17 protein-coding genes are annotated in these 13,884 nt (G+C 64.4%); 5 read left to right on the top strand and 12 right to left on the bottom strand.

Annotation, left to right across the window (positions count from 1 at the left end; translation table 11 throughout):
• The first annotated feature begins 230 nt into the window (after positions 1-230).
• Positions 231-1,085, top strand: coding sequence for a TPM domain-containing protein (locus CXR43_RS08220; RefSeq protein ID WP_168219782.1), 855 nt, complete (start codon positions 231-233; stop codon positions 1,083-1,085).
• Positions 1,086-1,088: 3 nt separating this feature from the next.
• Here CXR43_RS08220 and CXR43_RS08225 read toward each other — a convergent pair whose 3' ends face one another.
• The 8 genes from CXR43_RS08225 to CXR43_RS08260 all read right to left on the bottom strand — a co-directional run bounded on the left by CXR43_RS08225 (position 1,089) and on the right by CXR43_RS08260 (position 9,237).
• Positions 1,089-2,888: an ABC-F family ATP-binding cassette domain-containing protein gene (locus tag CXR43_RS08225; protein WP_103333516.1), complete on the bottom strand. Its 1,800-nt coding sequence runs from the start codon at positions 2,886-2,888 to the stop codon at positions 1,089-1,091.
• Between the two features lie 129 nt (positions 2,889-3,017).
• Positions 3,018-3,806, bottom strand: a complete 789-nt coding sequence (locus CXR43_RS08230; RefSeq protein ID WP_103333517.1) for an SseB family protein — start codon at positions 3,804-3,806, stop codon at positions 3,018-3,020.
• Positions 3,791-4,423, bottom strand: coding sequence for a uracil-DNA glycosylase family protein (locus tag CXR43_RS08235; protein ID WP_246831313.1), 633 nt, complete (start codon positions 4,421-4,423; stop codon positions 3,791-3,793). Before CXR43_RS08235 ends, CXR43_RS08230 begins: the two co-directional genes overlap by 16 nt.
• A complete protein-coding gene (locus CXR43_RS08240) occupies positions 4,390-5,463 on the bottom strand; it encodes an ABC transporter ATP-binding protein (protein WP_103334120.1) in 1,074 nt (357 codons plus the stop codon). The genes CXR43_RS08235 and CXR43_RS08240 overlap by 34 nt, the downstream gene beginning before the upstream one ends.
• A 32-nt stretch (positions 5,464-5,495) precedes the next feature.
• Positions 5,496-6,302: an ABC transporter permease gene (locus CXR43_RS08245; protein WP_103333518.1), complete on the bottom strand. Its 807-nt coding sequence runs from the start codon at positions 6,300-6,302 to the stop codon at positions 5,496-5,498.
• A gap of 9 nt (positions 6,303-6,311) precedes the next feature.
• Complete coding sequence (locus CXR43_RS08250) at positions 6,312-7,193, bottom strand: ABC transporter permease (RefSeq protein ID WP_103333519.1); 882 nt, start codon at positions 7,191-7,193, stop codon at positions 6,312-6,314.
• Between the two features lie 162 nt (positions 7,194-7,355).
• Positions 7,356-7,613, bottom strand: a complete 258-nt coding sequence (locus CXR43_RS08255; RefSeq protein WP_103333520.1) for a hypothetical protein — start codon at positions 7,611-7,613, stop codon at positions 7,356-7,358.
• A 220-nt stretch (positions 7,614-7,833) separates the two neighbouring features.
• The gene (locus CXR43_RS08260; protein WP_103333521.1) at positions 7,834-9,237 is read right to left on the bottom strand and encodes an aminotransferase-like domain-containing protein; all 1,404 of its coding nucleotides are present in this window, start codon (positions 9,235-9,237) and stop codon (positions 7,834-7,836) included.
• A 101-nt stretch (positions 9,238-9,338) separates the two neighbouring features.
• On the opposite strand from CXR43_RS08260, the gene CXR43_RS08265 reads away from it, so the two are divergent.
• On the top strand, positions 9,339-9,551 hold the full coding sequence (locus tag CXR43_RS08265) for a DUF1127 domain-containing protein (RefSeq protein ID WP_103333522.1): 213 nt from the start codon (positions 9,339-9,341) through the stop codon (positions 9,549-9,551).
• Between the two features lie 215 nt (positions 9,552-9,766).
• On the opposite strand, the gene rpsI is transcribed toward CXR43_RS08265, so the two are convergent.
• The 3 genes from rpsI to CXR43_RS08280 all read right to left on the bottom strand — a co-directional run bounded on the left by rpsI (position 9,767) and on the right by CXR43_RS08280 (position 11,614).
• Positions 9,767-10,261 carry a 30S ribosomal protein S9 gene (rpsI, locus tag CXR43_RS08270; RefSeq protein ID WP_103334121.1) on the bottom strand — a complete coding sequence of 165 codons (495 nt, stop codon included), beginning with the start codon at positions 10,259-10,261 and terminating at the stop codon, positions 9,767-9,769.
• Between the two features lie 2 nt (positions 10,262-10,263).
• The gene (gene rplM / locus CXR43_RS08275; protein WP_103333523.1) at positions 10,264-10,728 is read right to left on the bottom strand and encodes a 50S ribosomal protein L13; all 465 of its coding nucleotides are present in this window, start codon (positions 10,726-10,728) and stop codon (positions 10,264-10,266) included.
• Positions 10,729-10,870: 142 nt separating this feature from the next.
• A complete protein-coding gene (locus tag CXR43_RS08280) occupies positions 10,871-11,614 on the bottom strand; it encodes a GNAT family N-acetyltransferase (protein WP_103333524.1) in 744 nt (247 codons plus the stop codon).
• A 129-nt stretch (positions 11,615-11,743) separates the two neighbouring features.
• On the opposite strand from CXR43_RS08280, the gene msrB reads away from it, so the two are divergent.
• Entirely contained in the window at positions 11,744-12,139 is a 396-nt protein-coding gene (gene msrB, locus CXR43_RS08285) for a peptide-methionine (R)-S-oxide reductase MsrB (RefSeq protein WP_103334122.1), read from the top strand.
• A 24-nt stretch (positions 12,140-12,163) separates the two neighbouring features.
• Here the strand turns inward: msrB and CXR43_RS08290 are convergent, their stop codons facing one another.
• Positions 12,164-12,673 carry an outer membrane protein assembly factor BamE gene (locus CXR43_RS08290; protein ID WP_435530788.1) on the bottom strand — a complete coding sequence of 170 codons (510 nt, stop codon included), beginning with the start codon at positions 12,671-12,673 and terminating at the stop codon, positions 12,164-12,166.
• 246 nt (positions 12,674-12,919) lie between these two features.
• Between CXR43_RS08290 and CXR43_RS08295 the strand changes: the two genes are divergently transcribed.
• Together CXR43_RS08295 and rpmF are read left to right on the top strand one after the other, a co-directional pair.
• Positions 12,920-13,519, top strand: coding sequence for a YceD family protein (locus tag CXR43_RS08295; protein WP_103334123.1), 600 nt, complete (start codon positions 12,920-12,922; stop codon positions 13,517-13,519).
• Positions 13,520-13,675: 156 nt separating this feature from the next.
• Positions 13,676-13,882: a 50S ribosomal protein L32 gene (rpmF, locus tag CXR43_RS08300; RefSeq protein WP_103333526.1), complete on the top strand. Its 207-nt coding sequence runs from the start codon at positions 13,676-13,678 to the stop codon at positions 13,880-13,882.
• The last annotated feature ends 2 nt before the right edge of the window (positions 13,883-13,884 follow it).

Below are 13,884 nucleotides of genomic sequence, written 5' to 3' on the forward strand. Positions count from 1 at the left end.
CGCGCGACCAAGGGTCAGCGGGGAATGCAGCAGCAAATGATGCACATCTTCGTCATGGCCCCTCCATAGCGCCGCGCCCGCCCCGCGCCAAGTCCTTTTCGCGCCAAACCTCTTTCGCCTCGGGCCCCCCTCGCCTCGGGCCCCCTTCCGTATCGGGCGCTTTTCGCGTCACGCCCTTTCCGCGCCTGCCCGATCCTGCCATGGTGGCGCATGACCTCAAAGGTGCCATGATGCTGCGCGCAGTCTTGCTGATCCTCGCCCTGCTGGCCCCCGCCGCCAGCCTTGCCCAATCCTTGCCAGATCCGTTGTCGGACACGGTCAGCGATTTTGCAGGCATCCTGCCGCCGGAGGTCGCGGTGCAACTGACCGATACATTGGCCGCAGGCCGGGCGGAAACCGGGGTGCAGGTGGTGCTGGTCACCATGGCCCGGATCAGCGACCATGGCGGCGCAGGCCAGCGGATCGAGGATTATGCCAAGGCGCTGTTCAACCACTGGGGCATCGGCGATGCAACGCGCGACGATGGCATCCTTCTGCTGGTCGCAGTGGAAGACCGCAGCATGCGCATCGCGCTCGGTGCAGGCTATCCGGTGATCTGGGACAATGCCGCACAGCGGGTGATCGACAGGCATGTCCTGCCCGACTTCCGCGAGGGTGATTATATCGGCGGGCTTCAGGCCGGCATCCCCGCCACCTTCGATCTGATCGCAAGGCCCTTTGCCGCCGGGGTGACTCCCCCGCCCGACCCCGCGTCACGCTGGCAAGACCTTGCCCCCTTTGCCATTTTTGCCGCCATCGCCGCCGCGATGATCGGCCTTGCCGCCCGCCGCAGGCTGGGCGATGCGCTGGTACGCCTGCGCACATGCCCCCGCTGTGGCCGCCGCAGCCTGCGCCGCCTCCGCGAGATCCTGACCGCACCCACCGCACAAAGCGCAGGTCAGGGCCTGACGCACACCCAGTGCAGTGCCTGCGGCTGGGACCGGACAGAGCCTGTCACCCTGCCCCGGCGCGCGGCCAGCAAAGGGTCCGGCGGTGGCTTTGGCGGTGGGTCGTCTTCCGGGGGCGGCGCAACCGGGCGCTGGTAAGCCTCAGGCCCGCTCTTCCAGCGCCAGCCATTCGGCCTCGGCGTCTTGCAGCGCGATCTGGCGCTCGGTCAGGGCTTGGGTGCCCTTCTTGAACTTGACCGGATCCTTGGAATACAGATCCGGCACCGCCAGAAATTCCTCCAGCTTCACGATCTCTGCCTCCAGCCGCGCAATCAGCGCCGGAAGATCATCCAGCCGCTTGCGTTCGGTAAAGGACAGGCCGGTGTTCTTCGATGGTCTGGGGGCGTCTTTTGGTGACGCAGCCTTGGCCGCCTTGGCCGCCGCCGCCATCACCTCGGGCCGCTGCGCCGCATAATCCGACCAGCCGCCCGGATAGGCGGTGGCCCGACCGTTGCCCTCCATCGCCACGGTCGCGGTGGCGATCCGGTCGATGAAATCGCGGTCATGGCTGACCAAAAGCACGGTGCCGTCATATTCGCCCAGCACATCTTGCAACAGATCCAGCGTTTCCACATCCAGATCATTGGTCGGCTCGTCCAGGATCAACAGGTTGGAAGGCCGCGCCATCAGCTTGGCGAGCAAGAGCCGCGCCTTCTCCCCCCCCGACAGGCTGCGCACCGGGGCCCGCACCTGCCGCTCGTCGAACAGGAAATCCTTCAGATACGCCACCACATGCTTGGGCGTGCCGCGCACCATCACCTGATCCGACGCGCCCGACACCGCCATCAGCGGGTCACCGGTCAGGTTTTCCCACAGGGTCGCATTCGGGTCCAGCTGGGCGCGGGTCTGGTCAAACACCGCAATCTCCAGATTGGTGCCCAGGATGACCGACCCCTCATCCGGGGCCACCTCCCCGGTCAGCATCTTCAAAAGCGTGGTCTTTCCCACCCCGTTCGGGCCGACAAAGGCCACCCGGTCGCCGCGCAACACCCGCAGGTCAAAGCCTTCCAGAATGGTCTTGTCGCCAAACCATTTGCCGATGCCGCGCGCCTCGATCACCCGCTTGCCGCTGGTGGTGCCGCTCTCCATCTCCAGCGCCGCCGTGCCCTGACGGCGGATCTGGGCCCCGCGCTCCTCGCGCAAGGCGGCCAGCGCCCGCACCCGGCCCTGATTGCGCTTGCGGCGCGCCGAAATCCCCTCGACCGCCCATTTGGCTTCGGCCTTGATCTTGCGGTCCAGCTTGTGGCGGGCCTCGTCTTCCTCGGCCCAGACGGTTTCGCGCCATTCCTCGAAGCCGTCAAACCCGCTCTCGCGCCTGCGCACCTCGCCCCGGTCGATCCACAGCGTGGCCTTGGTCAGCGCCCGCAGAAACGCACGGTCATGCGAGATCAGCACAAAAGCGGTCCGGGTCGAAGACAGCTCCGCCTCCAGCCATTCGATCGCCTGAATGTCCAGATGGTTGGTCGGCTCGTCCAAGAGCATCAGCTCCGGCGCCTCGGCCAGCAGCTTGGCCAGCGCCGCGCGCCGCCGCTCGCCCCCCGATGCGGTCGCCACCGGCGTCTCGGGGTTGAACTTCAACCCTTCCGCCACCATCGCCACCCGGTATTCCTCGCCGATCTCCAGCTTGCTGGCCGCGAAATCGCCCAGCGTCTCGAACCCCGACAGATCCGGGTCCTGCTCCATATAGCCGACGCTCACCCCCGGCGAGACCACCCGCGTGCCCCGGTCCACCTCGACCAGCCCGGCCATCACCTTCATTAGGGTCGATTTGCCCGAGCCATTGCGCCCCACCAGCGCCACCCGGTCGCCGGGCTGAACCACCAGCGACAGGGTGTCAAAGACAGGGGCACCGCCAAAGGTGAGCGAGATATCGGAAAGCTGTAAAAGGGGTGCGCGTGCCATGCGGCGTCAGGTATGCGGCCAACCGGGCGGCGTCAAGCCACCAGTTCAAGGGCGCTCCCCCTCCCTCTCTCATCGTCATTATCTGTTTTTCAAATATCCCACGGGGGTGCGGGGGTGTGAAACCCCCGCTTACACCAGCCGCGGCGGGCGCTTGGGGTCCATGCCGGGGGCAGACCCCGGACCCTTCGGCTCTTCCACCACCGGCAGATCAAAGCGCAACCCCACCCGCGCCATGGCCGCCACCGCCGGATCGGCCGAATGCAGGAAGGCCACGTCCAGCTCCCCGGCCTCGATGCCGGAAAACACCAGCGCCTCCGAGGCCGCCCGCGCCAGCGCCCCCTGCGCCCCGTCCGCCACATCCAGAAAGGCCAGCATATGCCCGCGCCGGCCGCCGCGATAGGTGACCCCCGCCAGCAGCGCCCCAGAGGCCAGCCCCGCCGCCCGCGCCAGCTTGGCGTCCAGCCCCGTCACCAGCGCCTCGGGCACGGCGGGCGCGTGGAACTGCTCGGGCAGGGCCTGCACCTCCTCTGGCCCCTCGTCCAGCGTTTCGGCCAGCCAGTCCATCGCTTCGGGCGGCAACAGCATTTCCGACCGCCCGACGCCAAGGTTGACGCCCAGCCCGATGCCCTGCCCTTTCAGCAGCCCGGCAATCACCCGGCCCGGCAGCGCTGCATAGGGCGCGATCCCCCCGGTAAAGCCGGCAAGCCGTTCTTCGCGGTCAAACACCAGCACGAAACGCCCGTCCTGCAGATCGAAGATCTTCGGCTCCAGCGTCTCGCCCTGCGCCTCACGAGCGAGCAGCAGGAACATCTCGCCATCCGCCAGCCGTTCAAAGAATCGCAGGCGCAGCGCCTCGTTGTCGGGGTCGGCATGAACGGCGGCATGGGCGGCGTCCAGCAGGCTTACGATTTCGGACATTCGTGGCTCTCCATCACTTCGGCAACCCGCTGGCGCAGAACCGGCAGCAGCTCTGCCTCAAACCAGGGATTGGCTTTCAGCCATCCGGTATTGCGCCAGGACGGGTGGGGCAAGGGAAAGATGCCAGCTGCGGCGTGCCTGCGCCAATCCGCCACCGTTTCGGTGACATTGCCTGTCCCCAGATGCCAGCGCATCGCCGCCCCGCCCACCAGAAGGGTCAGACGAAGAGCGGGCAGCGCCGCCACCACGCTGGCCCGCCATGTCCGCGCACAGATCATCGGCGGCGGCAGGTCAGAGCCCTTGGCGTCATAGCCGGGAAAGCAGAACGCCATCGGCACGATGGCCACCCGGGTCTGATCATAAAAATCCTGCGGTGCAAGCCCGGTCCAGTCGCGCAGACGATCCCCAGACGGATCGGTGAAGGGCTGGCCCGAGGCATGCACCCGCGCGCCGGGGGCCTGCCCCGCAATCAGCAGCCGCGCTGCGGGGCGGAACCACACCACCGGGCGGGGATGATGTGCCGTTGCGGTGGCGGCAAAGCGCGCCGCACAGATCCGGCAGGCCGCGATCTCCCCTGCTAGGCTCAGCGGAACAGCACCAGAGCTTCGGGGCTCCAAGCCACGTCCACCTTGCTGCCCACATCCAGAATCGGCCGGCCCGGCGTGTTGCGCATCGACAGCCTTACCTCGACATCGGTGCCGCCAAGGTAGACATCATAATAGGTCATGTCGCCGAAATAGATCACCTCGTCGATGATCCCGTCCACCGTGCGCTCGGTCGTGGTCTGGCCGGGGTACATCAGCGTCAGCGTCTCGGGGCGCAGACCCACCATCGGGCTGTCGCCCTGCCCGGCGGGGCATTGATCGGCACTCAGCAGCGCCCGGCCCAGACCCTTGGCCTCAATCTCGATCTGGCCCCCGGTTTCCCCCAGCACCTGCGCCGGGATGAAGTTCATCGTGCCGATGAAATCCGCCACCTTCTTGCTGTTGGGGCGGCGGTACAGGGTTTCCGGGTCGGCCAGCTGTGCGATCTCGCCCTCAAACATCACCGCAATGCGGTCTGACATCACCAGCGCCTCTTCCTGATCATGCGTCACCAGCACGAAGGTGATGCCAACCTGCCGTTGCAGCTTGATCAGTTCCACCTGCATATGCTCGCGCATTTTCTTGTCCAGCGCCGACAAAGGCTCGTCCAGCAACAGAACTTTCGGCTTCAGGATCAGCGCGCGCGCCAAGGCCACCCGCTGCCGCTGCCCGCCCGAAAGCGCATGCGCCGCCCGGTTGCCATAGCCTTTCAGGCCCACCATCTCCAGGGCTTCTTCCACCGCGCGGGCCTTTTCGCTGGCAGAGCGCGGGTCACGCCGCAGGCCAAAACCCACATTTTCCCCCACGCTCATATGCGGGAAAATCGCATAGGACTGGAACACCATATTGGTGGGCCGCTTGTTGGCGGGCACCCGGGCCATGTCCTTGCCATCAATCAGCACCGCGCCGCCGTCGATCCCTTCAAACCCGGCAATCGTGCGCAGCAATGTGGTCTTGCCACAGCCCGATGGCCCCAGCAGCGAGAAGAACTCCCCCGCGCGGATGGTGCCATTGATCCCGCGCAGCGCGTGATAATCGCCGTAATACTTATGCACATCGCGGAATTCGATCATGGTCGGCTTCGGCAGGGCGGGATTGACAGCGGTCACAGAAAGCCTCCGGTATCCTTGCCGCCGGTTTTCGCGATGCCGCGCCGGCGGAAAAATTCTGCGATGGAAAGAAGGAGCACCGACACCAGCACCAGAATGGTGCCAAGCGCCAGCATGGCGGGAACCTTGGCCGGAAAGCGGAACTGGCTGTAGATATAGGACGACAGCACCGTATCCGCCCCGGCAAGGAAATAGGCGATGATGAATTCGTCCAGCGAAATGGTGAAGCAGATCAGCAGGGACGAGATGATGCCCGGCGCCACCAGCGGCAGGATGATCAGCCGGAAGGTCGATACCGGCCCCTCGCCCAGATCATAGGCCGCCTCTTCCAGGGATTTGTCCAGCGACTGAAAGGCCGAAGACAGGATCGCCACCGCAAAGGGCGTGGTGATCAGCACATGGCCCAGAATGACGGTAAAGATCGACAAGGGCACCGAGATGGCCAGCAGAACCACCAAGAGCGACATCGCCACGATCATCTCGGGCAGCACCAAGGGCAGCATGATCAGCCCCACCAGCCCGCCCTTGCCGGGAAAGCTGTACCGGGTGCTGGCGCGTGCCCCGAACACCCCCAGCACCGTGGCGATCACGGCGGTAGAGCCCGAAATCACCAGCGAATTGCGCAAAGCCTGCCACAATTGCGCATCGGCCCACATTTCCGCAAACCAGTTGGTCGTGAACCCCGACAGCGGAAAGGCGATGATCCGGCTGTCATTGAAGGCGAAGATCGGCAGCAAGATGATCGGCGCATAGAGAAAGATCAGATAGCCGATGGCATAGGCGCGCAAGCCCGGAGCTTTCATCCCATCCCCCTATTTTGCCGGCCCAAGGAAGCGCCGGTTCACCAGCACAAAGGCCACCGACAGGATGGCCACGATCACCATGGCCGAGACAGCAATGGCCGACCCCAGCGGCTTGTTGTTGATCTTGAGCATCTGCACTTCCATCAGGTTGGCAATCATCGGAAGCTTCCCGCCGCCGATCAGATCGGGCGTCACATAATCGCCGATGGTGGGAATGAACACGATCAGCGTGGCGGCAATCACCCCGCCCATCGACAGTGGCAATGTCACCCGCCAGAAGGTGCGCAAGCGGCTTTCCCCCAGATCCTGCCCCGCCTCCAGCAGGCTGCGGTCAATCTTTTCCAGCGCCACGAAGATCGGCAATATGGCAAAGGGCGCATAGGCATGTGCCAGCGTCATCACCAGCGCCCCCACATTGTAATTGATCCAGGTCAGCGGTTCATCAATCACGCCGATGCCCAACAGGCCCGAATTGATCACCCCGTTGTAGCCCAGGATCACCTTCCACAAAAACACCCGGATCAGATAGCTGGTCCAGAACGGAATGGTGATCAGAAACAGCCAGAGCGACTTTTTCGACGGCTGCACATGAAAGCTGACGAAATAGGCGATGGGATAGGCAATCGCCACCGTCACCACCGTCACCGACAAGGCAACGATCAACGACCGCAGCATGATCGCGCGATAGACCGGGCCGGTCCAGACCTCGATGTAATTGGCCAGGGTGAAATCCCAGGTGATCACGCCGCGCCCGCCGGTCAGCAGGGAATACAGCACCACCGTGCCAAGCGGCGCCGCCAGCAGCAGCACCGCATAAAGCGCCGTGGGGCTGATCAGCATCAGGCCGGATCGCGCCTCGGACCGGCCAAGCACGGATGTCGTTTTTGCCATGTCACCCCCTGTTGCCCGTCCGGATCTGACGGCATTGCTGCTGTGCCGCAGCTTTGATCAAAACTTAGTCGCAAGCGGGGAACACTGGCAAGAGCCCTTGTGCCATCACGAAAAAAAGCCGGGCACGCGGCCCGGCTTTGCACAAACCGAAGGCAACCGCTCCTAGCCCGTGATCCGTTCAATCGCAATCGCGCGCTTTTTCAGCTCATCATAGAGCGACGGCACCACCCGCAGCGAGCCGACCGCTGCGCGCAAGGCATCCGAAAGCCGTGCCTCATTCGGGGCCGCACTGGCCACCCGCCACACCATGCGGCGCGCAACGCCATCATCATAGACGATCTCGGTCGTCCCGGCGCGCGTGCGAAAGCCCAGAAAATCCGCCCCGCCATGCGGGGCATGAAACGTGGTTTGCTGTCCCATGACGGGCCTGTCCTGTCTTTATATCTGCATGTCGTTGCATGCGTCTGCTCGTTATGTGCCTGAAATGGGGCCATGCCTTATCGGGCGTCAAGACACAGCCGCGTGAGAGCAAAACGCAAGGGTGCACCCGCCTGAAAACCGAGTCATCCCTGCAACAGCCGCCGCAAAGCGGCCATCCGCGCGCCGCAGCTTTGCCACATTCCCGCCACAATCTGCGCGGTCAGACCATAAGCTCTGCCGGGGGCTGTGCCAGCAACCGGGCCAGCCGGGTGATTCCGTCACGGAACCGCTCGGTCGACACATTTCCCGCCAGCGCCACCCGCACCGCATTGGGCGCGCGGCCATGGATCAGCGCATATTCATCGGCCGAGCGGATCATCACCCCCGCACTTTCGGCATGGCTGCAAAAACTGCTTGCCCGCCAGCCAGAGGGAAGACGCAGGAAGATGAACTGCAACCCCGGTTGCCAGCTCAGGTCAAACGCCCCCAGCGCATTGACCGCAAACTGCAGGCGACGGTCCAGCTCTTCCTGCACCAGCCCGCGCAAGCGTACGGCTTCGCCCGACTGCAACAGATGCAGCACAATCGCCTCGATCGGGCGCGACAGCGCGAAAAACTGGTGCTGCGCCGTCAAGCGTCCGGTCGGACCCATGCCGGTTGGCGCCACCATATAGCCAAAGCGCAACCCCGCCGAAATGGTCTTGGACAGGCTGCCCACATGCCAGACCCGCTCGGGGGCAATGGCCCGCATCGACGGCAGGGTGGTGGTGGCCACCGAATAGCAGTCATCATCAATGATCTGCAGATCATAGCGCCGCGCAATTTCCACAATCGCCTGCCGCCGTTCCAGCCCCATGCGCACCGTGGTCGGGTTCTGCGCCTCGGTCGTCAGACACAGCACCTGCGCGCCGTGGCGGCGACAGGCCTGCTCCAGCGCCTCGGGGACAATGCCCTCGGCATCGATCTCCACCGCCATCACTTCGGCACGTGACAGGCGGGCAGCGTGGCGAAAGCCCGGATAGGCCAGTTCTTCGGTCAGCACCACCGGCCGGTCACCGCGCAGGCAGCACATGAACACAAGGTTGATCGCATTCTGCCCGCCATGCGCCAGCACGATATCATCCGCCGTGACTGGCCCCAGCACCCGGTCAGACACCCAAGCACAGATCGCCGCGCGCAGCGGCAGTTCGGCCTGCTGGCTGGGATAGTCGATCCAGTCGGTGTCGTCACAGCCGCCCAGCGTCAAGAGCGCGGCAGCAATGGCTGCGCCCTGCCCGACATCCGGCAGAATCGGCGCGCGCAGATCAACCTTGCCCTGCACCCGCGCCGGTTCGCGGTCCACAAACAGCTCTTGCGTCGGCCCAAGGCGCGGCGCATTGGCGGCCACAAAGGTGCCCCGGCCCACGGTCGCCGCCAGCATCCCCTCCTGCGTCGCCAGCGAATAGGCCCGCGCCACCGTGCCCGGCGTCACCTTCAATTGCCAGGCCAGCTCCCGCACCGTGGGCAATTGTGCGCCTGTTTCCAGCTCTCCGGACCGGATTGACTCGCGCAAGGCCCGGGTCAGCGCCAGATATTTGGGACCATCGTCTTCAGACAGCTTCGGCAGCCATATTGTATCAGCCACAATGTTCCTCTGGCGTTGGAGACTCAACCTTTGTACCGTTATGATATGGCAGATTGCGCCATTGTATCAATACAAATCTCATCGCTGTAAAGGAATGCGTCATGTCTCCCGTCGAAACGCTGGTCTTCCGCCCCGCCTCGCTGCCGCCGCTGTCGCGGCTGGTACTGGCCGCTGCGGTCCGCGTCATGACCTGGGAGGTACGGCGTCGCACCCGAAAGGATCTCACGCGGCTGACGCCCCACCTGCTGCGCGACATCGGCGTGGACCCGATGACGGCACAGGCCGAGGCCAACCGCCGGTTCTGGCAGGACTGATCTTTCCGAAACTCCTGTGGTTTCCCCTGACTGGGCCGGATTTATCCGGCCCCTTTTTTTGGGCGATACCCCAGGGCACAGGGCAGCAAAGGTTAAGAAATCCTGAACCTCCGCAGGTCAAGACCTTGATTCCAATAGATTCTCTATCCTGTAACACAGGGGGAATGCAAAAAGGCCCGCCAGAGGGGCGGGCCTTTCCAAAACGTTCCGAAAGCTCAGCGCTTGGAGAACTGGAAGGATTTACGGGCTTTCGCCTTGCCATATTTCTTCCGTTCCACCACGCGGCTGTCGCGGGTCAGGAAGCCGGCGGCTTTCAGCGCGCCGCGCAGGCCGGGTTCGTACAGTTGCAGGGCCTTCGAGATGCCATGCTTCACGGCCCCCGCCTGCCCCGACAGACCGCCGCCAACCACGGTGGCCATCACGTCGAACTGGCCTTCCACGTTTGCGATGGTGAAGGGCTGCTTCAGGATCATCTGCAGAACCGGACGGGCAAAATAGACCGCCATTTCCTTGCCGTTGACCACAACCTTGCCGGTGCCGGGCTTGACCCAGACGCGGGCAACCGCGTTCTTCCGCTTGCCGGTCGCATAGGACCGACCCAGCGCATCCCGCACAGCCACACGCGGGGCTGCCGCAGGGGCAGCAGGCGCGTCAGCATTGGTGCCGGACACGGCCGATTTCAGATCGTCGAGGGATTTGATGTCAGCCATGATCACGCGCTCCGGGTGTTCTTGGGGTTCAGCGCGCCAACGTCGAGGACGGTGGGCTGCTGAGCTTCATGCGGATGCTCGGTCCCGGCATAGACGCGCAGATTGGTCATCTGCTGGCGGCCAAGACGGTTGCGGGTGATCATACGCTCGACGGCCTTGATCACCACACGCTCGGGGTGATTGCCTTCCAGCACCTGCCGCGCGGTGCGCTGCTTGATGCCGCCCGGATGGCCGGTGTGCCAGTAATAGATCTTGTCGGCACGCTTGTTGCCGGTCATCTGGATCTTGTCCGCATTGATGATGATGACATTGTCACCCATATCCATATGCGGGGTAAAGGTCGGCTTGTTCTTGCCGCGCAGGATGTTGGCGACGATCGTGGCAAGGCGGCCCAGAACGATGCCTTCGGCATCGATCAGGATCCACTTTTTCTCGATGTCCGCCGGAGTAGCGGTAAAGGTTTTCATCGGTGGTGTCCCATGGAGGTCAGGCAGGGGTTGCCCCCCGGTAACTCGGATGGCGGCTTATCGCGCATAGGGCGCGCTGCGTCAAGCGGTGCGGGCAATATATAATATTGCAAAATCATAGTCTTACAAAAGTGGTATTATGTTACCCCATTGATTCCGCCGCAATCATCCGCAACGCCCGCGCCCGTGCCGGGGGGATGGCGGCAATTTCAACGCCTGTCAGAACATGCAGCGTATCAAGGTCACGGTCGATGACCGCATGGTCGCTGACCCAGCCGCCCATCGACAGATAGGTGCGCAGCAAGGGCGGAATCTGCGGCAGGGCCGCAAAGGGGGCCGCGGTGTCGGGCAGGCTGACACGCTCGGGCGCGCGCGGCCCGGGTCGCCAGCACTCAGGCGCGATGCGTGCGGCCAAAGCACCCAGCGCTGCGGTGTGCCGGGCCGGATCGGCCCCGGCAAAGCTGGAACAGCCAAACAGCAGCCCCACCCCGCCCGCATCGACCAGTCGCGTCATCGCGGCCCAGGCCAGCCTCAGAATGTCTGGATCATGCCGGTCAGGCGCAAGGCAAAAGCGGCCCATTTCCAGCATCTGGGCCGGAAACCGCGCCAGCCGGGACAGGTCATAGAATTGGGCGGCATAGGATTGCGCAAGGGTGGCCCCGTCAAACATCTGCACCCGGTAGGTGGCGACCAAGGCGCCCGAAGCACGGTCCTGCACCAGCACATGTTGCGCCTGATCGTCAAAGGCATCGGCATCGCGATGGTCAGCCGCTGCGCTGCCCCGCGCCGCCCGGAAGGCAAGGTAGCGCAGCCGCTGTGCCGCCGCGACCGACTCTGCGCTCGTCGCAAGACGCACCTCGTAGAGCCCGCGCGACAAAGGTTGCATGCCGTACCCCCGACCCATGACGCGTCCCTCTGGCCGTACCCTTGGCACCCGGACCCACGCCCCCTAGATATACCGATGATGCCGCAGGCTGGCATATCGGTCAGCCGCACAGAACCACAGGAGATGCGTATGGACAAGGTCGTGAGATCGGATGCCGAATGGCAGGAGATGCTGTCGGAGCTTGCCTATAAGGTGACCCGCAAACATGGGACCGAACGGGCCTTTACCCATGACAATTTCCCGAAAGAGCCGGGCACCTATCGCTGTGTGTGCTGCGATGCGCCGTTGTTCGACCAGTCGACCAAATTCGACTCGGGCACCGGCTGGCCCAGCTTTTATGCGCCGATCAGCGCCGAGTTGGTGGGAGAGACCGAAGACCGCAGCTGGTTCATGCGGCGCACCGAGGTGCATTGCAACCGTTGCGACGCGCATCTGGGCCATGTGTTCCCCGATGGACCTGCGCCCACCGGCCTGCGCTATTGCATGAACGGCGTGGCCCTGACCTTCGAGCCCGAAGCAGGCTGACCGGCAGGGCCGCCGAAGGCTGGTTCAGTCGCCCAGGAACTGTCCGGCACTGAACCGGCCGATATTGGCAAAGAGCTGGCCCAGCACGCTCTGACCCTGAACGCTGCTTTCGGTGACCCGGCGGGACAGCGGCACGATCTGCCCGCGTTCCAGACCGAAGCGCTCGACATTCTGCAGCACGCCGCTGTCACTGAAGCTCAGGGCCACAACCTGACGGTCAATCTCTTGCGGGGCAAGCGCGCCGCGCTGTTGCCAGCGGCTTTGCACATAGAACCAGCCGGTGTCATTCAGCAGGCCCGAGGCCGAGGGCCGCCCGACCTTGGGGGCTGCGGTGTCGCGGGTGTCCTGACCCACCACAAGCTGCGCCAGATCGGTTTCCGACGGGACATAGCCATGATTGCGGTAGATCGGCGCACAGGCCGTCAGCGCGGCGGTCAGGCAGATCATCGCGACGATCCGCATCACTGGCCGCACCACAGGGCGATTGGAAATGGCCGCAGATCTGCGGTCGCGCTGTGCTGTCGTCCATGCCATCCGTCGTAATCCCTACCCAGCGTTCCTGCGCGACCCGGCCCAGACTGCACCTCTGGCCTTGCCAAGCGGGGTGTCGCCGCTTACGTGCCACAGGATCAGAAACCGTCTCCTGAGGCAAAGGCTTACAGAAGGACGCGGGCCGGTTCAAGAATGGAACGCGCCTTGCCTGCGACCAAGGTCTGCGCCAATGCCCCGGGTTCCTTGATCCCTGCCCCCGGGTCCCTGTTCTCAGAAGGTGAGTCTGCCATGAAAAAACCCAGCGCGCCCGTCTCTTTGTCCGAGACTGCCCTGCCCGCCAGCCCGCCCCCGCTCAGCCAGACGTTCCGCAGCGGTGCGCTGTCGATGCGCAAGCCGACTCGCTTTGATCTGGTGCCCGATGCCGCCACCCGCGCGGCCATTGCCGCCGATCTTGGCCTGCTCTCGGTGCCCTACCTGCGCTTCAAGGGGGAAATCCGCCCGGCCCCCAACCGCGACTTCGTGCTGGAGGCCGACCTGTCGGCGGTGGTGGATCAGCCTTGCGTGATCTCGCTTGCGCCGGTCCGGGCCGAAATCACCGAAACCGTGCGGCGGCGCTTTGTTTCGGATTGGGTGGACCCCACCGGCGATGAGGTGGAAATGCCCGAGGATGACACTGCCGAAGGTATCCCCGAGGTGATCGACGTGGGCGTGGTTGCGCTGGAATCGCTGGTGCTGGCCTTGCCGATGTATCCGCGTGCACCCGGGGCGGAACTGGGCGAAGTGGCCGCCACCCCGCCGGGCGCGGCACCGCTGCGCGACGAAGACCTCAAACCCTTTGCCGCACTGGCCGCGCTCAAGGACAAACTGGGCGGCGGATCTGATGCCTGAACGAGACCCTGTTCAGAATGGGGCTTGCGCCCCGGCCAGATAAATGTATGTTCCGCGCCTCATTCGGGGTGTTGAAAAGCGCCCCCGGCGGCTTTGCCCGCTAGAAGAATCGTCAAGTAAAACAGGGGCATGTCCCCACTACCCAAAGGTTGCGACATGGCTGTCCCTCAGAACCGAGTCACCAAATCCAAGCGGAACATGCGTCGTGCACATGATGCGCTGGTCGCCGGGAATCCGGCCGATTGCCCGAACTGTGGCGAGCTGAAGCGCCCGCATCACGTGTGCGGTGCCTGCGGCCATTATGACGCCCGCGAAGTCGTGGCGACCACCAAAGACGTCGACCTGGACGAGGACGCGGCGTAAGC

This window comes from Pseudotabrizicola formosa, assembly GCF_002900965.1.
Classification (GTDB): Bacteria; Pseudomonadota; Alphaproteobacteria; order Rhodobacterales; family Rhodobacteraceae; genus Pseudotabrizicola; species Pseudotabrizicola formosa.